This window comes from Feifania hominis, from assembly GCF_014384765.1.
Lineage (GTDB): Bacteria > Bacillota > Clostridia > Oscillospirales > Feifaniaceae > Feifania > Feifania hominis.
The window spans coordinates 1-23,616 of the sequence record NZ_JACRSP010000001.1 but is presented as its reverse complement, the minus strand read 5'-3'; the positions used below and the strand labels follow the sequence as shown (position 1 = coordinate 23,616).

At 58.3% G+C, this 23,616-nt stretch carries 25 protein-coding genes and 1 rRNA gene; 4 read left to right on the top strand and 22 right to left on the bottom strand.

Annotated features, from left to right (window positions below):
- Nucleotide 1 precedes the first annotated feature (1 nt).
- From H8695_RS00130 to H8695_RS00120, 3 genes are all read right to left on the bottom strand, one after another.
- Complete coding sequence (locus tag H8695_RS00130) at nt 2-1,309, bottom strand: DUF512 domain-containing protein (RefSeq protein WP_249298723.1); 1,308 nt, start codon at nt 1,307-1,309, stop codon at nt 2-4.
- A 66-nt stretch (nt 1,310-1,375) separates the two neighbouring features.
- Entirely contained in the window at nt 1,376-1,558 is a 183-nt protein-coding gene (gene rpmF, locus H8695_RS00125) for a 50S ribosomal protein L32 (RefSeq protein ID WP_249298722.1), read from the bottom strand.
- 30 nt (nt 1,559-1,588) lie between these two features.
- Nucleotides 1,589-2,092, bottom strand: a complete 504-nt coding sequence (locus tag H8695_RS00120) for a YceD family protein (RefSeq protein WP_249298721.1) — start codon at nt 2,090-2,092, stop codon at nt 1,589-1,591.
- Between the two features lie 199 nt (nt 2,093-2,291).
- On the opposite strand from H8695_RS00120, the gene metA reads away from it, so the two are divergent.
- A complete protein-coding gene (gene metA / locus H8695_RS00115) occupies nt 2,292-3,227 on the top strand; it encodes a homoserine O-acetyltransferase MetA (RefSeq protein WP_249298720.1) in 936 nt (311 codons plus the stop codon).
- Between the two features lie 37 nt (nt 3,228-3,264).
- On the opposite strand, the gene H8695_RS00110 is transcribed toward metA, so the two are convergent.
- On the bottom strand, nt 3,265-4,158 hold the full coding sequence (locus H8695_RS00110; RefSeq protein ID WP_249298719.1) for a LysR family transcriptional regulator: 894 nt from the start codon (nt 4,156-4,158) through the stop codon (nt 3,265-3,267).
- A gap of 125 nt (nt 4,159-4,283) precedes the next feature.
- Here H8695_RS00110 and H8695_RS00105 point away from each other — a divergent pair, with 125 nt between their 5' ends.
- Complete coding sequence (locus H8695_RS00105; RefSeq protein WP_249298715.1) at nt 4,284-5,660, top strand: MATE family efflux transporter; 1,377 nt, start codon at nt 4,284-4,286, stop codon at nt 5,658-5,660.
- Nucleotides 5,661-5,734: 74 nt separating this feature from the next.
- On the opposite strand, the gene H8695_RS00100 is transcribed toward H8695_RS00105, so the two are convergent.
- From H8695_RS00100 to H8695_RS00045, 12 genes are all read right to left on the bottom strand, one after another.
- Nucleotides 5,735-7,144 (bottom strand): serpin family protein, encoded by a 1,410-nt coding sequence (locus H8695_RS00100; RefSeq protein WP_249298714.1) that lies wholly within the window; start codon nt 7,142-7,144, stop codon nt 5,735-5,737.
- Complete coding sequence (locus H8695_RS00095; RefSeq protein WP_249298713.1) at nt 7,137-7,643, bottom strand: RNA polymerase sigma factor; 507 nt, start codon at nt 7,641-7,643, stop codon at nt 7,137-7,139. Before H8695_RS00095 ends, H8695_RS00100 begins: the two co-directional genes overlap by 8 nt.
- Before the next feature lie 62 nt (nt 7,644-7,705).
- Nucleotides 7,706-8,257, bottom strand: a complete 552-nt coding sequence (locus tag H8695_RS00090) for a Gx transporter family protein (protein WP_249298711.1) — start codon at nt 8,255-8,257, stop codon at nt 7,706-7,708.
- Nucleotides 8,244-8,621: a NusG domain II-containing protein gene (locus tag H8695_RS00085; protein WP_249298709.1), complete on the bottom strand. Its 378-nt coding sequence runs from the start codon at nt 8,619-8,621 to the stop codon at nt 8,244-8,246. The genes H8695_RS00090 and H8695_RS00085 overlap by 14 nt, the downstream gene beginning before the upstream one ends.
- Before the next feature lie 3 nt (nt 8,622-8,624).
- Nucleotides 8,625-9,434 (bottom strand): RnfABCDGE type electron transport complex subunit B, encoded by an 810-nt coding sequence (locus H8695_RS00080; protein ID WP_249298707.1) that lies wholly within the window; start codon nt 9,432-9,434, stop codon nt 8,625-8,627.
- 12 nt (nt 9,435-9,446) lie between these two features.
- The gene (locus H8695_RS00075) at nt 9,447-10,040 is read right to left on the bottom strand and encodes an electron transport complex protein RnfA (protein ID WP_249298705.1); all 594 of its coding nucleotides are present in this window, start codon (nt 10,038-10,040) and stop codon (nt 9,447-9,449) included.
- A complete protein-coding gene (rsxE, locus tag H8695_RS00070) occupies nt 10,040-10,708 on the bottom strand; it encodes an electron transport complex subunit RsxE (protein WP_249298703.1) in 669 nt (222 codons plus the stop codon). Before rsxE ends, H8695_RS00075 begins: the two co-directional genes overlap by 1 nt.
- Before the next feature lie 3 nt (nt 10,709-10,711).
- Nucleotides 10,712-11,260, bottom strand: a complete 549-nt coding sequence (locus H8695_RS00065) for an RnfABCDGE type electron transport complex subunit G (protein ID WP_249298702.1) — start codon at nt 11,258-11,260, stop codon at nt 10,712-10,714.
- Nucleotides 11,257-12,210: an RnfABCDGE type electron transport complex subunit D gene (locus tag H8695_RS00060; RefSeq protein WP_249298701.1), complete on the bottom strand. Its 954-nt coding sequence runs from the start codon at nt 12,208-12,210 to the stop codon at nt 11,257-11,259. Before H8695_RS00060 ends, H8695_RS00065 begins: the two co-directional genes overlap by 4 nt.
- Nucleotides 12,203-13,516 carry an electron transport complex subunit RsxC gene (rsxC, locus tag H8695_RS00055; RefSeq protein WP_249298700.1) on the bottom strand — a complete coding sequence of 438 codons (1,314 nt, stop codon included), beginning with the start codon at nt 13,514-13,516 and terminating at the stop codon, nt 12,203-12,205. Before rsxC ends, H8695_RS00060 begins: the two co-directional genes overlap by 8 nt.
- A 70-nt stretch (nt 13,517-13,586) precedes the next feature.
- The gene (locus tag H8695_RS00050) at nt 13,587-13,934 is read right to left on the bottom strand and encodes a DUF1622 domain-containing protein (RefSeq protein WP_249298699.1); all 348 of its coding nucleotides are present in this window, start codon (nt 13,932-13,934) and stop codon (nt 13,587-13,589) included.
- 4 nt (nt 13,935-13,938) lie between these two features.
- Nucleotides 13,939-14,898, bottom strand: a complete 960-nt coding sequence (locus H8695_RS00045; protein ID WP_249298698.1) for a helix-turn-helix transcriptional regulator — start codon at nt 14,896-14,898, stop codon at nt 13,939-13,941.
- A gap of 217 nt (nt 14,899-15,115) precedes the next feature.
- On the opposite strand from H8695_RS00045, the gene H8695_RS00040 reads away from it, so the two are divergent.
- Together H8695_RS00040 and H8695_RS00035 are read left to right on the top strand one after the other, a co-directional pair.
- On the top strand, nt 15,116-16,507 hold the full coding sequence (locus tag H8695_RS00040; RefSeq protein WP_249298697.1) for an FMN-binding protein: 1,392 nt from the start codon (nt 15,116-15,118) through the stop codon (nt 16,505-16,507).
- 72 nt (nt 16,508-16,579) lie between these two features.
- Nucleotides 16,580-17,617, top strand: coding sequence for an FAD:protein FMN transferase (locus H8695_RS00035; RefSeq protein ID WP_249298695.1), 1,038 nt, complete (start codon nt 16,580-16,582; stop codon nt 17,615-17,617).
- Between the two features lie 80 nt (nt 17,618-17,697).
- Here H8695_RS00035 and H8695_RS00030 read toward each other — a convergent pair whose 3' ends face one another.
- From H8695_RS00030 to rrf, 6 genes are all read right to left on the bottom strand, one after another.
- Complete coding sequence (locus H8695_RS00030) at nt 17,698-18,990, bottom strand: dicarboxylate/amino acid:cation symporter (RefSeq protein ID WP_249298694.1); 1,293 nt, start codon at nt 18,988-18,990, stop codon at nt 17,698-17,700.
- A gap of 26 nt (nt 18,991-19,016) precedes the next feature.
- Nucleotides 19,017-19,997, bottom strand: a complete 981-nt coding sequence (locus H8695_RS00025; protein WP_249298693.1) for a pyridoxal-phosphate dependent enzyme — start codon at nt 19,995-19,997, stop codon at nt 19,017-19,019.
- A 271-nt stretch (nt 19,998-20,268) separates the two neighbouring features.
- Complete coding sequence (locus tag H8695_RS00020) at nt 20,269-20,763, bottom strand: P-loop NTPase family protein (RefSeq protein ID WP_249298692.1); 495 nt, start codon at nt 20,761-20,763, stop codon at nt 20,269-20,271.
- A gap of 79 nt (nt 20,764-20,842) precedes the next feature.
- The gene (locus H8695_RS00015; protein ID WP_249298691.1) at nt 20,843-21,442 is read right to left on the bottom strand and encodes a nitroreductase family protein; all 600 of its coding nucleotides are present in this window, start codon (nt 21,440-21,442) and stop codon (nt 20,843-20,845) included.
- Nucleotides 21,439-23,058, bottom strand: a complete 1,620-nt coding sequence (gene abc-f / locus H8695_RS00010; protein WP_249299489.1) for a ribosomal protection-like ABC-F family protein — start codon at nt 23,056-23,058, stop codon at nt 21,439-21,441. The genes H8695_RS00015 and abc-f overlap by 4 nt, the downstream gene beginning before the upstream one ends.
- 287 nt (nt 23,059-23,345) lie before the next feature.
- Nucleotides 23,346-23,462: ribosomal RNA gene (gene rrf / locus H8695_RS00005) — 5S ribosomal RNA — on the bottom strand.
- Nucleotides 23,463-23,616: the final 154 nt, after the last annotated feature.

The window sequence follows — 23,616 nt, the reverse complement described above, 5'->3', positions numbered from 1 at the left end:
CTCAATCCCCGATGCCGAGGACCGTATCAATGAATTCGCCGCCGTCCAGCTCCTGGATGACGACCCTGGTGTTCAGCTCCCGCTCCAGATCCGTGACGAGCACGTCGTCAAGGAAACGGTCGCGGTCATAGCGCAGCATCTGCGCCGGAACAATGAGTTCCTCGCCGAGCTCGCGCCCGCGCAGAGCTCTCAAAATATCCTGCCCGACCACAAGGCCGGTCACGGTGATCATGGGGCCGAAAAACTCGTTTTCCACCACGACCACGTCACAGCTTAAATTATGCCATTTTGTCTTCAGCTCGTCAACAAGGCCGCGAATGAACTCCCCTGCCGCGCGGCCGGTGACAATGGTGCAGCGGCGCTCGCGCTCCGACTCGTCGAGCAGAGCGAACGCCGCGTCAAACTCCACGCGCATCATGCGCATCATGCCGACGCCGTTTTCGAGCTGCGGATACTCCTCATAGTATTCGTCCGGCGGAATGGGAATACCCGCTTTGAGATAGAATTCATCCGCCAGATACACAACGCGCGAGCCCGTCTTCTTTTTCGCCGCGTCCCCGATTTGATTCACCTGTTCGATGACGCTGCGCGCCTCACACGGCGAAAAGGGCTCGAGCGGATAGAGCTTTTCCCGGTACTTCGTAAGCCCGACCGGCACGACCGAAATGCTGTTGACATACGGGTGCAGCGCGATCAGATCCTGAAGGCTGCGCTCGAGATACGCCCCGTCGTTGATCCCCTTGCACAGGACGATCTGGCAGTTCATCCGAATGCCCGCGGCGGCAAATTTCTGCATGCGCGCAAGGCAGCCGGCGGCGTTTGGGTTTTTCATCATCATCACCCGGCGCTCATCGTCGGTCACCTGCACCGAGATGTTGATCGGGCTGATCTTGAGCCGGATCAGTCGGTTGATGTCCTCGTCGGTGAGGTTGGTCATGGTGATGTAGTTGCCCATCAGAAACGACATGCGCGCATCGTCGTCCTTGAAGTAGAGCGTCTTTCGCATCCCCCGCGGGAGCTGGTCGACAAAGCAGAAGATACAGTGATTTTTGCAGCTTTTCTGCCCGTCCATCAGATAGGTCTCAAAGTTCAGCCCGAGCTCGTCGTACTCGGCTTTTCTCACGCGCACCGAGCGCAGCTTTCCGGCCGGCGTGAGAACCTCGATGGAGAGGTTGCGGTTGGTGCAGTAGTACATATAGTCGAGCACGTCGTGAATCTCCATGCCGTTGATGCGCACGAGCGCCTCGCCGGGTAAAATCCGGCCGTCGGCAGGACTGCCCGCACTCACCGATTTGATGGGAATCGCCAAGTCCTTGTCACCTCACATTAAAAACGGGGGAAGCGCTGGCGCTTTCCCCCGTCTTTCGGTCTTTGCTTAAGCCTCTTTTTTGATGACCTGGACACCCTTGTAGTATCCGCAGGTTCCGCAGACTTTGTGCGGAGCGGTCAGCTCATGGCACTGCGGGCATTTCACCAGGGTCGGCGCATCCAATTTCCAGACGCTCGAGCGTCTCTTGTCTCTGCGCGCCTTCGATACTTTTCTCTTCGGTACTGCCAATTTAAAAACCTCCTTCTATCGAAACCTTCGTTACTCTTCTTTTAACAGTTCTTTCAGGACCGCAAGACGTGGGTCAATCGACCTGTGGTCACAGGCGCAGGGGCCGTCGTTAAGATCTTTGCCGCAGGTCGGGCAGAGGCCCTTGCAGTCCTCGCGGCAGAGGTGCTTCATCGGCAGATTCAGGATGATATGGGTCACCGTGAGATCGTCGAGATCGACCGTATTGTTCTCAATGAGAAGAAGCGTGTCGTTGTCCTCCTCGTTGAGCTGCGTCACAACGTAGTTTTCATATGTGAGATCGAGCGGCTCGCTGAGTTCCCTCAGACACCGGTCGCACCTTGTGTGGCAGACGCCGCGAATCGACATCGAAAGCCGCACGGTGGAAGCTCTGTTTTCGACAGAGCCCGAAACCTCAACCGGCTCGGTGAACGGGTATTCGCCAATGGCCGCCTCACAGCCGCTCAGGTCCAGTTCATAGCGAAAACCGAGCCGTTCGCCCTCGGTTTTGAGCACTCTCGAAATATCTAAGAGCATACTACACCTCACATCAGATACGCATAATATTATACCCATCCGCGCGCGCGATGTCAACACATTTCTTATCCCTGCGCCATTTTTGAAAAAAGGGGCGCAAAAGAGGATTTTTTCGCCCGGCTCTTGCATTTGACAGGCAAATCCATTACCATAATCCCATGGCTGAAAACAGCCGAATTTCGATACGGAGGGACGTTCCATGCCGGTCAAAATACCAAACGATCTGCCAGCCGCCGCAACACTCGCCAAAGAGAATATCTTCGTCATGACCGAGAACCGCGCCGTGACGCAGGACATCCGTCCGCTGAAGATCGCAATTTTGAATCTGATGCCCACCAAAGAGGTGACCGAGACCCAGCTTCTGCGTCTGATCGGAAACACGCCGCTTCAGGTGTCGGTCACGCTTCTCTACACCGCGAGCCACACCCCCAAACACACGACGCGCCAGTATCTTGAGAGCTTCTACCGCACCTTTGACGACATCGGCACGGAGAAGTTCGACGGTCTCATCGTCACCGGCGCGCCGGTCGAGCTCAAGGAGTTTGAGCAGGTTGAGTACTGGCAGGAGCTCTGCCGCATCATGGACTGGGCCGACCGTAATGTCTACAGCACCATCTATCTCTGCTGGGGCGCGCAGGCTGCCCTCTACCACTACTACGGCGTCAACAAGTACCCGCTGCCGAAGAAGATGTTCGGCGTGTTTGAAAACCGGGTTCTCAAGCCGCGAAACAAACTGCTGCGCGGCTTTGACGACGTGTTCTACGCCCCGCAGAGCCGCCATACCGAAGTGCGCGCCGCCGACATTGCCAAGGTGCGCGACCTCGAGATTCTGGCCTCGTCCGACGAGGCGGGGGTCTATCTCGTCGCCAGCCGCGACGGGCGCCGGGTCTTTGTCACCGGCCACAGCGAATACGACTACGACACGCTCGACCGCGAGTACAGGCGCGACGTCAAAAAGGGGCTTCCCATTGAGATCCCCCGCAACTACTACCCCGGCGACGACCCCTCCGAGCGCCCGCGCGTCATCTGGCGCGCGCACAGCAACGCCCTGTTTTTAAACTGGCTGAACTACTGCGTCTACCAGGAGACGCCCTACGACCTCGACGCGCAGGACTTCACCCGGTCTTCGCGCTGACAAAAGCGGCGGCATTCTGCCGCCGCTTTTGTTTTCATCAGGCGCGGGCGGCGCTCAACATCTCCTGCAGGCGGCGGCCTGCGGCGCCAATTGCCCGGTGGGTGTCGAGAACCAGGCAGATCGACCTCTGCGGGATCCGCTCATAGAGCTTAAGCTCAAAGACCTCCCCCTCGGCCAGCGCGCGTGTTGCAAACTCGCGCGGCAGAAATCCGATGCCGAGGTTGTTGCGGATCATCGGCAGAATCAAATCCGATGTGGCCGCCTCCATATCCGGCTCCAGGACCACTCCGTGGTCCAGATAGAACCGATTGTAAAAGGCAAAGGTGCCCGTATCCTGCGCGAGCATGATCAACGGGTATTGCGAGAGCTCCGACAGATGGAGCGTTCTCCCCGACAGAGCGGCAAACTTCTCTCCCGCAATCAGGCTGTCCTGAAAGGGCTTCAGGGAAATCTGTCTCATACCCTCTGCGGCCCCTGTCGGCGTTGTGACCACTGCAAAGTCAATCTGGCCGCTTCGCAGAGCATTGAGCGCCTGAGGGGTTGAGTAATTGTTGATTTTCAATCTCACGTTGGGATACTGCTCGTGAAACTCCCGCAGCACGCCGAGCAGCAGTCCGTGCAGAGCGGTCTCACTCGCACCGATGCGTACCGTTCCGCTCTCCAGACTCATACTCTGTGCCAGCTCGGCCTCGCCGAGCTGAAGCTGCTCGCAGGCTGCCGCAACGCGGCTGTAGAGCTGCTCCCCCTCCGCAGTCAGACGGACTCCGCGGTTGGAACGGATGAACAGCCGGCAGCCGAGTTCCCTCTCGAGAATGTTGATCACGCGCGTAATATTGGGCTGGCTGCTCATCAGCGCCGCAGCCGCCTGGGTCAGATTCTTATACTTTGCCACATGGTAAAAAATACGGTAGTATTCAAAGTTGACCGGCATTGTTACCCCTCATCATACTAAATTTATATAATTAATATATTAACTATATATTTTTCATCTCTCAATATGCCGAGTATAATACAGGACAGTGCCAAAAACAACCCCTGTGAGAGAGGTATGAGAAGATGAACAGAGACCTGACCGTAGGAAGACCCGAAACCGTCCTGTGGAAGTTTTGTCTGCCCCTGTTCGGCAGCATTGTCTTTCAGCAGCTGTACAACATTGCCGACAGTTTGGTGGCGGGCAAATTCATCGGCGAAAATGCTCTGGCCGCAGTTGGAAACAGCTATGAGGTCACGCTGATTTTTATCGCGTTTGCCTTTGGCTGTAACATCGGCTGTTCGGTGATCGTCTCGCAGCTCTTTGGAGCAAGGCGCTACACACAGATGAAGACGGCGGTCTACACCACCCTGCTTGCAAGCGCCGTACTCTGTGCGGCTCTCATGGCCGGCAGGCTGCTTTTCAGCGGCGGCCTGCTTGAGCTGATTCGGACACCGGCCGAAGTCATGGCTGATTCAAAGCTCTACTTGAACATCTACATTCTCGGTCTTCCCTTTATGTTTTTCTACAATGTTTCAACCGGTATTTTTTCGGCGCTCGGCGATTCGCGTACCCCCTTTCTGTTTCTGGCGGCGTCTTCGCTGTCCAATATTGCCGTTGACATTCTCTTTGTCACGGCATTTCACATGGGAGTCGACGGCGTCGCCTGGGCAACGTTCCTCTGTCAGGGGGTCAGCTGTGTTCTGGCGGTATGGGTCATCTTCCGGCGTCTGGCCCGCATTGTCACACCCGAGCCTGTGCCGGTCTACTCCTGGGGCCTCTTAAAGAGAATCGCTCTCATTGCCATTCCAAGCACGCTGCAGCAGAGCTTCATCTCGGTGGGCAACATCGTCATTCAGGGTGTCATCAACGGATTTGGGCCGAGTGTTATGGCCGGTTACTGCGCGGCGGTAAAACTCAACAATCTGGTGATCACTTCCTTTACCACGCTCGGAAACGGCATTTCAAATTTCACCGCCCAGAACATCGGCGCGCAGAAGCCCGAGCGGGTGAAGCAGGGCTTTTCCGCCGGGCTCAAAATGGTCTGGCTGCTCTGTGTTCCACTGGCTGCCGGCTATTTCTTTGGCGGGCGTCAGCTGCTGAGGCTCTTTCTAGACAATCCCACCGGGACAGCCGTTCGGGCCGGGATCGAGTTTCTTCGTATGCTTGCGCCATTTTACTTTGTTGTGTCCGCAAAGCTTGTGGCCGACGGTATTCTGCGCGGGGCGGGAAAGATGAAGCCCTTTATGGCTGCAACATTTACTGATCTGGCCCTTCGGGTGGTGCTGGCCGCCGCCCTGTCCACCGTCTGGGGTACAGTGGGGATCTGGAGCGCGTGGCCGATCGGCTGGTCCGTTGCCGCCTTGATGTCGATGCTCTTTTACCGCTCAGGTCCGGGGCGTACCGCGGCTTATGAGAGTCTTCGCGAACCGTCGGCTCAGCCGGTTGGGCCGGCATCTTGAATGCATTCAGCCGGATAGATTCCAAACAAGAAATACGCCGCGGCAGATAATCTGCCGCGGCGTATTTCTTGTTCCTATTGCAAAATAGGGTTGTTGACCACGCCGATGAAGAGCGGCACATCGTCAATTCCCGTGACGGCAAAGAGAAACGGCCGATTTAAGATCATGTCGGCCCGTCCCTCGGGCATGGCCGCACCCGTATAGTCGATGCGGGTGAACGCCGCCGCCTCGCAGCCGTTCTCATCGATCGCAATTGAGGTCTGCTGCCGCATGGAACCGACTGACAGCGGATACTCGAGCAATTGCGGGCCGTCCAGGAGATTGTCAAACTCGGCGTCCGCCGAAAAGGCGCGCTCGATGCCGAGCTCACGCGCGAGCGCTGTGAGGTCGAGATCGGTGGAAAAGTCAAACTTCGGAATCTGGAAAACTACCTCGCCCATTCCGCCGCTCTCCTGCGCTCCCTCGCCTGTGAGGGCGGCGCGCAGGCGGTCGGGGTCGCTTAGAATGCTCTCGGGCGTGACGCCCTCGTGGGGCAGCACAAACACCATCCTTGAGCCGTTTTTAAAGGAGAGGCTCGAGCGGGTGTAGCCGTCGCCGTGCGCGTAGCCGTGGCTCGAATAGCGGCTGTTGAGAAAGTCGCAGCGCACCGTGCTGCCGTCGGCGAGATAAAAGGTGTCCTCAGCCGTCCTGTCGGCGTTGAAGCGGTCGACCCACTCGTCGTGGAAGTAGACGGTGTTCAAAATGCTCATCAGCGTCATCGGGTCGCTCTGAAGCGCCGCAGGGTCGCCGCCGAGCAGGCCGCCGGTGTTGTCCGACACCCACTTTGCCATGCGCTGCGCGGCCTCGCCGCTTGAGAAGTCCGCCCGGTAGGAGCCGGCGTAGTAATTCCGGGCGGTCTGCTCCAGAAACGCCTCTTTGACATTCAGACCCTCTGCAAACCAGAGCGAGCTTGCTATTTTGAGCTGGCCGATCTCATTGTCGGTGTAGAGCCTGCGGTAGAGCTTTGCGGTCTGCGATTCGATCTGGTCGATGCTCCGCATGCCGAGCGCCGCGACAATTTCCTGCTGTGTCTCGTCCGAAGCGCTCTGTGCGAGCACGGCGAGGGCCATATAGAAGCTCAGCGGCGAATACATGGCATTTTTCTCCCCCGCGTCGGCGAGCACGCCCGCCGACCGGTAGGAAAAGCCGCCGAGGTTATTAAGAAACTCCTCGTCAAGCTCGATGGACCACTTCTCCCGCGAGGCCTCATAGTCGTCGAATTTCACTCGTCCGGGGTACTCCGGCTCGGCGATGGCATAGGCCACCGGCGCGCTCTGCCAGAGCAGAATGGACACGGTGAGCACCAGCGCCACGGCGGCAAGCGCCGCTCCATAGCGCCAGGCGCGCGGTTTGTTTCTTTTCTTCTCTGTGTTCTGTATGACAGTCTGAACGAGCGATTGCGGCGCGTGAATCTTCTCGGCCGCTCTGCGGTACTCTTCAAACATCGTCCCTCTCTCCTTTCAGGGTCGTGCGCAGCTGCTCGCGGGCGCGGCGCAGCCGGGTTTTTACGGTATTTTCGTTGGTGTGAAGCGTCTGCGCGATCTCACTGAGCGTAAAGCCCTCGCCGTAGTGCAGGTGGACAACTGTGCGGTACTTCACCGGCAGCGCCATGACCGCCTCGTAGACTCCGCTCGCCTCCGGTTCGCAGAAGGGCAGACTCTCGTCGAGCGGCACGGTTCTCCGGTTCCACGCCGAGCGCAGCAGGCTCTTTGAGCAGTTGATTGTCACCCGCGCAAGCCAAGCGCGCTCATGGGTCTCGTCGGTCAATTTGTCGCGGTGCCTGCAGTAGCGCAGAAAGACCTCCTGAAACACATCCTGTGCATCGGATTCACTGCGTGTGCGGGCAAGCGCGATACGGTACACCATATCGGCATATTTTCTGACCGCGTTTTCGATATCGTTCGTACGCCACGATTCGTCACGCATGTTCTTCACCCCTTTCATCGGTAATACGCCGCAGCATCGCAAAAGGTTTCAAAAAAGGCGCGCGGAAACCCGTGCGCCTCTCATCGGCCAAACAGCACGATTTTTGAGAGCCTCTCGTTTACCAGTTCAAATACGAGCCCCGTCAGAAGTCCGGTCGGCACCGCGCTGACCAGCAGCACCGCGAGGTAGGAGAACACCCCTGCGGTGCGCATGACGGCCGCCGCCGCGCAGATCTGACCGATGTTGTGAAAGGCCGCGCCCAGCACGCTCACACCGAGCGGCGTAAACACACTGCCATACCCGCGGCGCAGCGCCGCCATTGCGGCGAGAGCGAACAGCCCCCCCATCAGCGAGAACGCAAAGCTCGCGGGGTTGCCGAACAGCAGCGCCGCGAGAAGTGTGCGCCCAAAAACGACCGTGAGCGCCGTGCGCATATCGGTATGGTACAGCGCAAAGAGCGTGATGATGTTCGGCAGACCCAGTTTGATGCCCGGAATCGGCGCGACCAGCTCCGCCGGGAGCAGCCGCTCGAGCCACGCGAGCACAAGCGCCATGGAGATGAGAAGCGCCGTTGTGACGAGCCGGCGCACGGGCGTGAAGCCACCAAATGCCCTGCGGTTATCCTGCAACAATGTCGACCTCCCCCACTCGCGCTCCCTCTACGCGCACAATCACGCGATTCGGCAGGCAGACGATGCTCTCGCCCGTATCACGGACAAATCCCGTGCGCATACAGACCCGGTCGGGACAGTCGATCTCGCGCATGGCGACGGCGCCGCCGCGCCTCTCCAGAACAAAGTGCAGCTCTCCCGCCGAGACCTCGATCTCCCCGTCCGGTCCATCGAGCGCAATGCGCTCGACGACCTCGCCGCCGACCTCCACCACAGCCTCGCCGCCCGGGCGCTGCCAGAGCCGGGGCAGGAAAAACAGTGCCCCCGCAAGCGAGAGCACTGCCACAATGATGAGAATGTCGGCGAGCTTGATTTTGAGCTTCATGTCCTACTGAAAGTCACAGGTCTTCGGCGGCACATTGATCGCCTTGACCGGACAGCCCTCCATGCACTTGAGGCAGCCGTCGCACTTCTCCATATCGATGAACGCGACGTTGTCCGTCACCGTGATGGCTCCGTTCGGGCAGAGCTTCTCGCACTTCTTGCAGCCGATGCACCCGTGCGAGCAGTTCTTGCGGGTGACGGCGCCCTTGTCCTTGTTGGCGCACATGACCACCGGCTTCTCGTTTTCGGGAATCATATGGATGATGCCGTCCGGGCAGACCTTTGCGCAGGCGCCGCAGCCTGTGCACTTCTCGCGGTCGACTTTCGCGACGCCGTTGACCACGCGGATGGCGTCGAACTTGCACACCCTCGTGCAGTCGCCGTAGCCGAGGCAGCCGTAGCGGCAGAGCGTCGGTCCGCTGTAGAGGGCGTTGCACGCCTTACAGGAGCTGATGCCCTCATACTTGTACTTGTCGGAGGTGTTGTCATAGCTGCCCTGGCAGGCTACAAAGGCCTTGGGCTGCTCCACCTTGCCCGACTGGACGCCCATGACGGCGCCCACCGCGTCGGCGGTCTTTTTGCCGCCGGGGATGCACTTGTTGACCGGCGCTCCCGCCGTGACGATGGCCTTGGCATAGTCCGCGCAGCCGGCATAGCCGCAGGCGCCGCAGTTGGCGCCCGGAAGGATGCCGGTGATCTCGGTCACGCGGGTGTCCTCCTCCACGTGAAAGAAGACCGAAGCCGCCACCAGAATGATCGCTCCGAGGACGCCGATGCCCGTGATGATCAGAACCGCGATAATTATTCCACTCACTGTGCGTCCCCCCTATTTGAAGATTGCTTCGATGATGCCGCCGAAGCCCATAAACGACATGGAGACCATGCTCGCCGCAACCAGCGTGATGGGCAGCCCCTCAAAGGGCTTGGGCGGCTTCGCGTCCTCCAGCCGGCGGCGCACGCCCGAGAAGAGCACCATGGCCACCAAAAACCCGATGCCCGCGCCTGCCGCGCACACAATGCTCTCGGCGAAGTTGTAGCCGTTGTCGATGTTGAGCAGCGTCACGCCGAGAATCGCGCAGTTGGTGGTGATCAGCGGCAGATAGACACCGAGCGACTTGTAGAGCGCCGGGATGAACTTCTTGAGAATGGTCTCCACCAGCTGCACCAGAATGGCGATGACCAGAATGAACGCAATGGTGTTGAGATACTCGAGCTGGTTCGGCACGAGCAGATAGGTGTAAAGCGGATGGGTGACGGCGGTTGCGAGCACCATGACAAAGGTGACCGCAACGCTCATGCCGACGGCGGAGTCAAGCTTCTTTGACACGCCGAGAAACGGACAGATGCCGAGGAATTTCGCGAGTACATAGTTGTCAACCAGAATCATCGAAAAGAAGATCATGGCAAGTCTTACAGCCATCAGTCACACGCTCCTTTCGACGGGCAGGAATCGCCGGCGGGGCATCCGCCGCAGGAGTTGATCTTCACCTTTTTGCCGCCCTTTGAGCTGATGGCGATTGCAGCCGCCATCATGCAGCCGAAGACAAAGAAGCCTCCGGGCGGGGTGATGAGAATGCCGATCGGGTCAATTGCCTCGGGGATGATGCGAAGCCCGAAGAGCGTGCCCGCGCCGAGCAGCTCACGAATCGAGCCCATGACGGTCAGCGTGAGCGTAAAGCCGATGCCCATGCCGAGGCCGTCGAGCGCCGAGGCAAACACCCCGTTTTTCGAGGCGAACATCTCGGCGCGGCCGAGGATGATGCAGTTGACCACAATCAGCGGCAGATAGATGCCGAGCGACTGGTCAAGTGCCGGGAAGAACGCCTTGACAAGCATCTGAACGATGCTGACAAACCCCGCGATCACCGTGATATAGGCCGGGATGCGCACCTGGTCGGGAATGACCTTGCGCAGCGCCGAAATCGCCATGTTGGAGCAGATGAGCACAAAGGTCGCCGCGAGCCCCATGCCGATGCCATTTGAAGCGAGAGTCGTGATGGCGAGGGTCGGACAGGTGCCGAGCACAAGGCGCAGCACGGGATTCTCCTTGATGAATCCCTTTGTGACAATGGACAGTTTCTCTCTCATCGGTTACGCGCCCCCTTTCACGGCGAGAAATGCCTGGGCAGCATGCGCCACCGCGCCGGTCGCGGCGTTGCTTGAAAAGGTGGCGTTGCTGATGATGTCGACGTCAGAGGGCTGGTAGCTGTCGGCTCTGAGCCCGACGAAACGCTCCTTATAGGACTCCTCCTCGATCTGCTTGCCGATGCCCATCGTCTCGCCGTTTTCCAAGACGGCAATTCTGAGAATGACGCCGTCGTTGTCAAAGGCCACCATGATGGGCACGTCCCCGTCATAGCCTTTCTCCACGCCGGTGATGACCGTTCCAACCCCATTTGTGGCCACATACACGTCGCGCACGCCGTCCATGGTGAGCTCCACCTTGTCGAATCCGTCCGCCTCGGGCAGAAGCTCACGCCGTGCGGCAAAGGCCGCGGCGTTCTGCTTTTCGTCGATGATGTCTTTTGTCAGATCGTTTGTCAGCGCGAGCGCAAACGAGGTCAGAAGACAGATCACAGTCAGCACCACAATGGGCTTGACGATGCGGCTCCATGTGGTAGCAGGTTTCTTTTCACTCATTTTGCCGCACCTCCTGCCGTTTTTCGCACGCGTCTCTTCGCGCCGAGCACTTTCTGCCGTGTCAGCACATTGATGTAGGGCACGAGGATATTCATCAGCAAAATCGCATAGGAAACACCCTCCGCGCTCGTCCCAAAGAAGCGGATGCCGCAGGTGATGATGCCCAGGCCGATACCGTAGACGAGCTTGCCGCGCTCGGTGAAAGGCGATGTGACATAGTCGGTCGCCATGAAGAAAGCACCGAGCAGCAGCCCGCCCGAGAGCAGCTGATAGAGAATATCCTGTTTGAAGATCAGGCTCATGATCACGACCGTGCCGATGTAGCTCGCTGGGATCATGGGGCTTATGACCTTTGTGGCGATCAGATAGAGCCCGCCGAGCAGCAGCGTCAGCGCGCAGGTCTCGCCGAGAACGCCGCCGTGGGTGCCGAGAAAGAGCTCCCAGTAGGGCACGTCTGCGCCAAAATCCACCTGCAGAGGCGTCGCCGACGAGAGCGCGTCCACCGAGGTTCTCGGGTAGATGTAGCTCGTCATGCGGGTGGCAAAGCTCAGCGAGAGCACAATGCGCCCGACAATGGCCGGGTTTGCAAAGTTGAACCCGATGCCGCCGAAGAGCTGCTTTGCGATAACAATCGCCACAAAGGCGCCGACAATCGCCATCCACAGCGGTATGGTGGCAGGCAGGTTGTACGCGAGAAGAAGTCCCGTCACGACGGCCGAGAGGTCGCCGACCGGAATGTCCTTCTTCATCATAACACAGTAGAGATACTCAAATACCACACAGGCGAAGACCGTCACGCCGACGACCAGCAGAACCCTCGGTCCGAAGATCAGAGCCGAGGCGAGGAGCGTCGGCAGCAGCGCCACACAGACATTGCCCATGAGCCGCCTCGTCGTCACATCGCTTGTGATGTGGGGCGAGGCTGAGACAATCAGACGGCTGTCATCCATTCTTCTTTCCTCCCTTTCGCAGAAGATCCTTTGCAAGGCGCACCGTCTGGGTCACCGGCCGTTTGGCCGGACACACATAGGTACAGGTGCCGCACTCCATGCAGAGGTCGGTCTTGAGCTCGGCGAGTGCGTCGATGTTCTCGGCGCTGAACGCCGAGGCGATCTCCACCGGCGAGAGCCCCATCGGGCAGCCGTTGATGCACCGCCCGCAGCGGATGCAGGGCTTCGGCTCGGGCAGGTGCGCCGACGCCTCGGTGAAAGCGAGGATGCCGTTGTTCTGTTTGATGATGGGAAAATCGGTCGAGACAAGGCAGGTGCCCATCATGGGGCCGCCCGCCATCACCTTTGCCGGCCGCTCGCGCAGCCCGCAGAAAGCGAGCACTTCTTCGACTGGCGTACCCACAACGGCCTCGACGTTCTTCGGGTGCTCCACCGCGTCGCCGTCTACCGTCAGGCGTCTGGTCACAAGCGGCATGCCGGTCTCGAGATAGCGCCCGAGAAAGCCCGCGCTCGCCACGTTCATCACGAGCACGCCCACATCGCCGGGCAGCCCGCCCTGCGGCACTTCGCGGCCCGTGCACTTCTCGATGAGAATCTTCTCCGCTCCCTGCGGATAGCGGCTCGGCAGCACCTTGAGCGAGATTGCCGCATCGTCGATTGCCGCGCGCATTGCCGCAATGGCCTCAGGTTTGTTTCGCTCGACGGCGATGATCACGCGCTCGAGATTCATATGCTTTTTGACTGCCTTGACGCCGGCGATGATATCCGCCGTGCACTCGAGCATCTCGCGGGTATCCGCGGTCAGAAAAGGCTCGCACTCCGCGCCGTTGACGATGAGAATCTTCACCTCGTCCGGGTTCTTCGGGCTGAGTTTCACCGCCGTCGGAAAGCCTGCGCCGCCGAGGCCCACCAGGCCGCTTGCACGCACTGCCTCGACGAAGCTTTTGTAGTCGTTCACCTCGGGCGGCCTGACGGACGGATCTGTCTGCTGCTCCCCGTCGGGAATGATGGTCACGGCCGGAACCACCGTGCCGTTCGGCATCATGATCTCGCCGATCTCGCTGACTTCGCCCGACACGCCCGAGTGGATGTTCGCCGACACAGAACCCTCGGCCCTGCCGACGAGCGACCCCACCAGCACCCGGTCGCCTTTTTCCACCGCAACTGCGGCGGGCGCGCCGATGTGCTGCGCCATCGGCAGCACCAGCCGGCCCGGCAGCGGCAGCTTCTGCGTTTCGCACGCAGCTGTGCCCTTTTCATGCGGCACTGCCGCGCCGAGCGCACTGCGCTTTAAGATGTTTCTCATTTGGCACCCGTACCTCCCCGTTGTTCGTACTCAATAGTATTATCATACTGGACTGCAATCAAACTTTCAACTACAACTTTTGCTCTCTGTGCGCCGCGGCGCTCTCGCCTTTCATCTCCCAGTGAATCAGCAGCGACAGCAGCGCCCGCAGCAGGATGACCGCGCCGAGGATGAAGAGCTCATTGAGCTCGCGCACCAGCACGGTCTTGAGTATTTCAGCCGCCATCTTAAACTCAAGCCCGGTCGCAAGACCGTCTGCCAGGCGCAGCTTGATGTCGTACTGCTCGCGCGAAAACAAATTGTGAAGATAGGCCCCAAAGGCCCTCACGACAGTGACCACGACCACCAAAATTCCGATCAGATCGATCGCGGCGATCAGCGTCGGCAGAATCTGTTCGATCAAATGCTCCAAAAACATACATTCACTCTCTTTCTCTCATTTGGCTGCGGTACTCGCCCGGCGACACACCGTACTGCTGCCTGAACACCTTGAAAAAGCCGCTGTACTGGCCGTAGCCCACGGCGGCGGCAATTCGGGCGGCGGGCAGATCGGTGGTGCGCAGCAGACACTCGGCCTGCTCCATACGGTAGCCGCGCAGCAGCTCGACAAAATTTTTGCCGGTCTCGCGGCGAAGCGCCGCCGACAGATAGTCCGGGTGATAACCGAAGCGCCGCGCCGTCTCGGCGAGCGTCGTCGACGCGGCATGCTCTTTCATATACTTGATGATATCGCCCGTCCGACCGCGGATTCCCTCCCGCTCAGACGGAAAAAACTCGTAGAGCTGACGGGCAAACATGGTCAGCAAAAGCGAGACTGCGCTCTCGGTAAAACGCTCATAGAGATACGCTTTCTTCGCCGACTCCACAATGAGCATCTCGACCAGATTTCGCGCACAGGGGAAAAGCGACCCTTTCAGCAGCATAACATCCTCCACATTGGGGGACGATATACAGGACATCAGATAGCGCAGAAACGGCTCATTTCCCGTTAAAATAGGCGCAAGGGCACTGTAGAGCGCCGGGATTTTACCCGCTACGCAAAAGGCGCAGCCCTGTTCGTGCGCGACCTCAACTGCGTGGATGAGTCCCGGACTGATGAGATAGAAATCATGGTCTGCAAGGCGGATTTCTCTTCCCTCCATGCGAACGGTGCAAGCGCCCCGATAGGGAAACAAAAGCTCAAAGTAGTCCTGCACGTGCTCGCGCGGGCTGCCTCCCGGCGGGATCATATAGACAAAAAGCTGCGTCTCATTGTCGCTGAGCTCGCTGTAGCGAAAAACGCCAACCGGCTCGTCGGACTGTCGGCTGTCAAACTTCTCGAGGATTTTTACCGCCTGCTCCCAGTGCCAGTGCAACGCGTCTTCCAGCCGCTTCGCATCCATTCATTTCCCCCCTTGTATTTAGTATACTTTTATGGTATACTTTAGTCTATTGAAACAACTGCGTGTGATATTATAATACTATTGCTCGGCAGATTGTTCAATTCCCATTTAAATCTCGGCTTTGGAAAACCAAATCATCGGTTTCCTACATTTTCATTTTGCCCCCGTTGTGGTTAAATATTTTTGTATGGTATTTGATTAAAGGAGTGGAGCTCTGTTGAAGAAGAAAAAGAACATCCATGCCATTCTGGCCCCCGTGCTCTTCCTCGTTGTTGCGGCAATCTTTGTGCTGTCGATCTACTTTTCCGGCGCATGGCCGGGCCGAGGCGACAATGGGTCTTCGGGCGGTTACACGCCCGGCACCTACACGGTCGAGACCGAGGGCATGCACGCGATGACTCTCGAGGTGACGTTCAGCGAAGATCGCATCACCGACATCCGTTTTGCCCATCAGGAGGAGACCGAAGGTGTCGCCGACGAAGCTCTCGCCGAGGTTCCCAAGCGCATATTGGAAGCCCAGGCCTATGAGGTCGACGGCGTCTCAGGCGCCACCTACACCAGCGACGGCATCAAAAACGGCGTCAAGCTCGCCATGGAGCTGGCACGCGGCGGTTCCGGCTCCGCTGTCGATCCCGGCGTCGACAACAATCCCGGTACGGATGTTGATGACGGCCCCGTTTCCGACGCGACCGATCTGAGAACCGGCATCGGCGTCGTAAGCTCTCTGTCGAGCTCCAAGGCACCAGCTGACGGCAAGGACGGCACAGCCCAGACCGATGCGACCATTGCAGCCGTCACAGTCGACCGGGACGGCCGCATCGTCGCCTGCACCATCGACGCCATTCAGGCCAAGATCGGCTTTGACGCCTCGGGCGCCATCACAACCGGCGCCGACGCGCAGTTCCAGACCAAGCAGGAACTCGGCCGCAACTACGGTATGTACAAGGCCTCCTCCATTGGCAAGGAGTGGAGCGAGCAGGCCGACGCTTTCGCGCAGTACGCCGTTGGCAAGACAGTGGCCGAGCTCAAAGGTCTCGCGGTCAACGAAGCAGGCGCGCCCACTGACACGGATCTCAACTCCTCGGTCACGCTGAGCGTCGGCGGCTTCCTCGAGGCCATTGAAAAGGCAGTCGCCAATGCCTCCGGCTCGAGCGCTCAAGGTTCTGACACACTCAGACTCGCCGTGATCACCAGCGCCTCCTCCTCAACCTCCGCCACGGCGGACAAGGAGGGCACCGCGCAGTCTGACTCCACCATTGCCGCCGTGACGCTTGACCGAGACGGCAAAATCACAAGCTGCGTCATCGACGCGCTTCAGGCCAAGGTAAAGATCGACGCCACCGGCGCGATCAAGACCGATCTCGCCGAGCCGGTCAAGACGAAAAATGAGCTCGGCCAGAACTACGGTATGCACAAGGCCTCCTCCATCGGCAAGGAGTGGAACGAGCAGGCTGCGGCTTTCTCGCAGTATGTCGTAGGCAAGACTGCGTCTGAGGTTGCCGGCATCGCCGTCGACGAGCAGGGCAAGGCTGCCGACACCGATCTGGTCTCCTCGGTTACAGTTGCCGTCAGCCCCTTTGTCCAGATCGTCGAAAAGGCGGCAAAATAAGTGCTTTCTTTCAAGATTTATGCTAAAATGGAAAGGCCCTTGGCCTTTCCATTTTTGATTTGAGGTGACGCTATGCACCGTAAATTGGCGGCTTTTATGCTCGCGGTCTGTCTGTCCCTGTCCCTTGGCGGCTGTGCGCCCAATACAGAGCAGCCCGAGCGCTATCAGGCCCAGTTTCTCTCGCTCTTCGACACGCTGACAACCGTCGTCGGCTACGCCGACACCGAAGAGGATTTTACCGCTCAGGCTGCGGCTGTACGCGATGCGCTGCAGGTCTACCATGAGCTCTACGACATCTACAACACCTATGAGGGGCTGACCAACCTCAAGGTTGTCAACGATACCGCAGCGCTCGCGCCGGTTCAAGTCGACAAGCGCATCATGGATCTGCTGGTCGAGGCCAAAGAGATGTACGCTGAGACCGACGGCCGGGTCAACATCGCCATGGGCAGCGTGCTCTCCGTCTGGCACGACTACCGGGATGCCGGAATCAACGATCCCGAGAGCGCCGAGCTGCCCCCGATGGAGCTGCTGCGCGAGGCGGCACAGCACACGGATCTCAACGATCTCATCCTCGACGAACAGGCGCTCACTGTCTACTTTGCCGACCCCGGGCTCAAGCTCGACGTCGGCGCCATTGCCAAAGGCTATGCGGTGGAGCGGGTGGCGGACGAGCTCTCCGCTGCAGGCATCACTTCTCTTTTGTTAAGTGTGGGCGGCAATGTGCGCGCCATAGGCGCCAAGGGAGACGAGCCGTGGTCGGTCGGCATTCAGGACCCGGACGGCGAGGGACTTCTCTGCTCTGTCGAAGCCATCGACACCTCCGTTGTGACAAGCGGCGTCTACCAGCGCTACTACACCGTCGACGGCCGGCAGTACCATCACATCATCGACCCCGACACGCTCATGCCAAGCGAGTACTATCTCTCGGTGAGCGTCGTCTATGCCGACTCCGGCCAGGCGGACGCTCTGAGTACGGCGCTGTTCAACCTTTCCCTCGAGCGCGGCAGGGCTCTGATCGAATCGCTGCCCGATGCGTATGCCATTTGGGTCCTCCCCGACGGCAGCATCGAGTACAGCGCCGGCTTCGAGCGGCTTGCAAAGTTTTAAGCAGCAGCCGGCATGTGTCGGAGGATTATTGCAGGAAAACAAAAAAGCGGCTGACGCCGCTTTTTTTGTTTTGCCAGAGATCAACCCTCGGCTTTTTCCACAACTTCTTCCGAAGAGGTCTTCTTAAGGCCCTTGACATGGTCGATCAGCCAGTTCTTCCCCTCAGTGAATCTCGCGATGATCATGGCGCAGGTGGTGTCGCCGATAACCGCAAGAACGGTCGCCGCCGGATCGATCAGCCAGCCGATGGTGACGATGAGCGGGAATACCTCAAGCGGGAATCCATACAGGCTCACAATGAGCATTTCGCCGATCAGGCCGCCGCCGGGGATGCCGCACATGACCACGCCGCTGAGGATTGCCACGAGCAGCGCCGAGCCAAACGTTCCGATGGAGTTGAAAGGCAGACCGAGAATACCGAACAGAAACGCAATTTTCAGAATACCGGACAGGCACGCGGCCTCCGTATGCGCGCTCGCACCGATCAAAAGGACGACATCGCGCACTCTCTTCGGAATGCCGATTTTCTCCGCCGCCTCCAGATTGGCCGGCAGAGAGGCCACACTGCTCTGGGTGCCGAATGCCGTCAGAATGGGCGTCACACTGTATTTCCAGAAGCGGGACACACCGAGCTTTCCAGCACCCACATAGGCATAGAATGTCAGGAATATGCCGCCGTAGATAATCAGCGCCACATGATACACCAGCACACAGCGGAAGTATGAGCCAAAGAGATTTGGTCCAAAGTCGCCGATGAGCGCCGCAAAGAAAGCCAGCAGGCCGACCGGCGCCGTGTACATGACCACCTGCACCAGCTTCATCATGACTTCGGTCAGTGTATCAAGCGCCGAGGCCACTTTCTTTCCCTTTTCGCCCACCATGTTAATGGCAACGCCGAGAAGAATGGAGAATATGATCAGTGGCAGAAGATTTTCCTTTGACAGCAGTTTCGAAAAATCGTCGACAGTCAGGGCCGCGACCACCTGGTCGGCTGTATTGAACTCATTGATCTCCCCCGGTGCCTCCAACTGGACATCCATTCCCTGCGCCGGCGGGAAAATGACACACACCACCAGCATGAACACCGAAGCGATGATGGATGTGATGATGAAGACAATGAACATGGTCGCAATCAGCCGGCCGAGCTTTTTCATGTCGCCGAAATTGGCGATAGCGCTCGTCACACTGATCAGAACCAGCGGAACCACGACGACAAAGAGCAGATTCATAAAGATGGTTCCCAGCGGTTTCAGAATCACTGCGTCCTTGCCCATAATGATACCGACAATGCAGCCGATGATGATTGAGATGATGAGAATCAGTGGAAATCGATACTGTTTCCAGAAGCTCTGTTTCTTTGCTGTCTCACTCATTGAATAACACCCTCCCTTTTCTTGCGTCAATAGAACTGTCTGTTCTGACTGAACAGCACCGGGGTACCACCCGTATGGTAAATACAGACGGCCTCGTCGCTCGGGATCACCCCCTTGCGCACCAGGTCAAACAGGCCCTCATAGGTCTTTGCGTTATAGGTTGTCTCGAGGAAGATCGCCTCCTGCCGGGCCATCCATTTTGCCGCGTCGATGCATCCCGCTGTGGGAACGGCGTATCCCTCTCCCATATAGTCGTCATAAAATGTACAGCACTGCTGAATCGTACCGGCCGGCCGAACCCCGAGCTTTTGAGCCACGCCCTCTACCATCTCCTCAAGCAGCCCGAAGAAAGTATCGCGGTCATATTCCACACTGACAAAATGAACGTGAAAGGATTTTCCGAACAGCATCAGCCCATAGAGCAGACCCGCCTCGGTGGGGCCGGCCGAGGCACACAGAAAGATGTGGCGAAGATCGATGTTTTTTCTCTCCGCCTGGTGGACGAGCTCCAGCGCCGAATTGACATAGCCCAGAGCGCCCACCACAGGATCGCCGACGATGTAGGCCTTTCTCCCCTGTGCGGACAGTTCGCCGGCATACTCTTTCATGCGCTCGAGTCTCTCCGGCTCGGAGATTTTACCGCAGTAGACAATCTCCGTCCCCATCAGATGGTTGAGAAGCGGGTTTCCCTGAAACTCCGTCTGCGGCTCGGCGTTGTGAAACAGCACGCACCGAAGACCGAGCTTGGCGCAGGCCGCCGCTGTCAATCTGCACAGATTGGAGGGCGGCATACCGGCCGCCAGAATGGTATCTGCGCCCTGTTGCACCGCTTCACCGAGCCAGAATTCCAGACTTCGGATTTTATTGCCGCCCAGGCCGATGCTCATCATGTCGTCGCGCTTGATCCAGATGCCGCTGTGGTTCAGTTTCGACGATACGTTGTTCAGCCGCTCCAGAGGGGTCATTTCTTCCATCAGTCGAATGCGCGCAATGCCAGAGAATAACATAAGCCTCTCCTCCCTTGTTCCCTTTCCGCAAATTTGTTTACAACACCATATTACAAATTTTCATTATGTATTACAATCTTTTTTTAAGTGTTTCTATTCTTTTGTACAATAAAGACAATTTTCTCTTTGTTATCTGTTCAATAATGACAATGCCGCGGTGCAGAAATGTGCTTCCCTGTTGTGATACGGTCGGCTCTCACCGCTCCGTCAGGGCCATTGCATCCGTGCAACGGCAAAACAGAAGAGGACGGCAGCGGTTGCTGCCGTCCTCTTACAGGAATGCCGTCGCCAGATAGGCGTCGGCCTGCTCTCTTGACTTGAATACGATGATCTCTCTTCCCTTTCGATACTCCTCCAAAAGCTCATAAATTCGCGGCAGCTGATCCTCACAAAAGTCCAAGATCCACTGCCGGAATTCCCCGTCGAACGCCGTCTCGACCCAGGGCATGTCCTCCCGTTTTTTCCCGATGCGGGACGCCGCACCCAAAAGACAGTCCTCCAGTGGAATGTCCAGCAGAAAAACCGTATCGCATGCTCTCAAGCGCATTTCAAGCGTCCGCAGATAATTCCCGTCGACGATCCACCTGTCCCCGCGGACGATCCCGGCAAGCTGCCTGTCGAATTCGTCTGCGGAAACGGTTGTACGGTCCGGCCTGTGCCAGAGCATATCGAGATAGTGCAGCGGCAGTGCGGTGGTATCTCGCAGCCGTCTTGCAAATGTGCTCTTACCCGCACCCGGGCACCCAATTACAATGACTTTTTGCATACTCCTCCTCAAAAGCGGCCCTCCGTTCGCCTCACCGTGTCCGTCATGGCAGCCACCGTGGGCGTCTTGCTGCCGAAAGTCATTTCACATAGTCCACACGGTTTCCAATGCGTTCGCGCGGCGTGAGCTCCCGCTCAGTAATCCGCTCGTAGTCCGGGTAGCCGAGTGCGAGGCTGCCGCAGACCACCTCATCACCGCCGAGCGAGCACTCCTCCAGCTTGCGGCGGATGACAGGGTTGTCGGTCAGCCAGTGCAGTTGGTTGACCCAACAGGCGCCGAGCCCCAGCGATGCCGCGGCAATCATCATGTTTTCGAGAGCACAGGCGCTGTCCGCCATGCAATTTGCATAGTCGCGCCGGTTTGCCACCACAATGAGCACCGGCGCCGAGAACATGAAGTCATAGCCGCCCTTTCTGGCGAGCGACACCGAGACTTTCAGATTCCGGTAGGCGTTTTCATCGACCTGCATCTTTGCAAACTCCTGCTCGACAAGGGCGATGAGTTCCCGGTGAATCTCCCTGTTTGTCACGACAATGAAGTGGCTGTTCTGGTGATTGCCTCCGCTCGGGGCATACCGGCCGGCCTGCACCACGGCGTCGAGCTTCTCCTCCTCGATCGGGTCGGGTCTGAATTTGCGAATGCTTCTGCGGTTGTGGATGAGCTGTAGTGTTTCGTTCATCTGTCTTCTCCCTCCTGCCGTCCCAGGCGGATGATCTCTGTCGCCACGTTGTCTACAAAAGCGCGGTCGTGCTCGACAAAGAGCATGCTGGGCCGATACTGTAAAAGTAACTGCTCAATCTGTTCGCGTGAGACGATGTCAATGTAGTTGAGCGGTTCATCCCAGATATAGAGATGCGCCTGTGACGCAAGAGACGCTGCGAGCAGCACCTTTTTTCTCTGCCCGGCGCTGTAGGATTCCATCGGCTCATCAAACTGAGCTCTTGAAAAGCCGAGTTTTCTGAGAATGGAACGAAAGACTGCTTCGTTCACTGGCTGCGCAGTGGTGAAGTCCCGCAGACTGCCCCGCAGAAACGAGGTGTCCTGCGGCACATAGGAGACGATGAGCCCCGGCTGACGCCAGAGGGTTCCCTCGTGCGGCACGGGCTCCCCCATCACAAGCTTGATCACACTCGACTTGCCGCAGCCATTGGGCCCTGTCAGCGCCACCCGGTCTCCCCGCCCAATGGAGAAGCGGAGCTTTTCAAAGAGACTTCGCTGCGCATAGCGGATGGTCAGATCTGCCGCCGTCACAAGTTTTTCCCGCTCCGGCGGCAGTGGCTTTAACACAATGGGCTCTGCGCTCTCGAGCTGGCGGATGAGCTCCGCTTTCTGCGCGGCGGCCTCCTCCCGGCGGCTCTCAATGGATTTGGCCCGCTTCATGAGTTTTGCCGCCCGGTGTCCGACAAAGCCGCGGTCCGGGCGCAGGCCGGCATTGCGTGCTGCAAACTTTCCCTGCTCGGTCTTTCCCGCCCAGTCCGCCGCGCGGCGCGCGGCAAGCTCCAGCCGCTCGCGCTCTGCTCTCGCCCGCTCAAGCTGCATGTGAGCCTGCTGCTCACGGCGGCGCTCATTTTCCCTCCAGGAGGAGTAGTTTCCCTGCTCAAGTGTAATGCCGCACTTGTCAATGGACAAAATATGGTCGACCACCTGATCGAGAAAACTCCGGTCATGCGAGACTACAATAAATCCCTTTTTCCGGCCGAGATACTGCGCCGTCAGCTCGCGGCCGCGCTCGTCGAGGTGATTGGTCGGCTCATCGAGCAGCACAAATCGATCGCGGCGCAAAAAGAGCGCACACAGCAGTGCCCGTGTCTGCTCCCCGTTTGACAGGGTGGAAAACGGGCGCCCGAGAAGCTCGGTGGACATTCCCATCTGCGAGAGCTCGGCCTCAATGCGTCCGTCAATCTGGTATCCGTCATGGAACTGATAACGTTCAAGCAGCTCAAAATAGCGCTCTGTGGTCTCCTCACCAAGCGCTGCGAGACACTGCTCCATCTCGCGCTCCATCGCATCGAACGGCGCGATACTCTCGCGCAGCACGCAGAGCGTATCCCTCTGTGGATCGGCGACCGCAAAGGGAAAATAGGTAAAACCGACATTTGCGTGTATGCTGCCCTCATGGGGCAGCTCTCCCATTAGAAGCCGCAGCAGAGTCGTCTTTCCTCTGCCGTTTCGGCCGATCAGCCCGAGCCGCCAATCGGTGTCAAGCTGTAAGTCCACATGGGTGAAAATCGCATCGAGCCCGCCGCCGTAGGCAAAGCTCAAATCGCGTATGGCAATCATGGACATTTCATCCACCTCCAAATGCAAAAATAGCCGCGGGAAAGAACACCTCTTCTCCCACGGCATTTGCACAGACGCGGATTGCCCCAGAAGAATGACACTCGCTGCTCTCCCGCTTGATCCAACGCAAACAAAGCCCCTGCGGGCCCTATACGGCGGATCGACATACACTCAGCGGGAATTGCGCATATGAGTTTCATTCTCCTCTCTGTCTTCGCTACGTTACTATCATAGCGAACGGAGCGTGCCTTGTCAACCGCGAACAAAAAAAGAGAACCATACAGTTTGTATGGTTCTCTCTGTGCCGGCATCGACCTATCTTCCCAGGCGGTCTCCCACCAAGTATTTTCAGCACTGCTGAGCTTAACTACCGTGTTCGGTATGGGAACGGGTGGATCCTCAGCGTCATTGACACCGGCTGTGAGCTCACACCGAAGCATGAACTGTTTGTAGGGTTCACACCCTCAAAATTGAATGAAAAGAGAAGAGGCAGAACTCACAAATCAAACCGTAGTAAGGTCAAGTCCTCGACCTATTAGTACCGGTCAGCTAAATACATTACTGCACTTACAC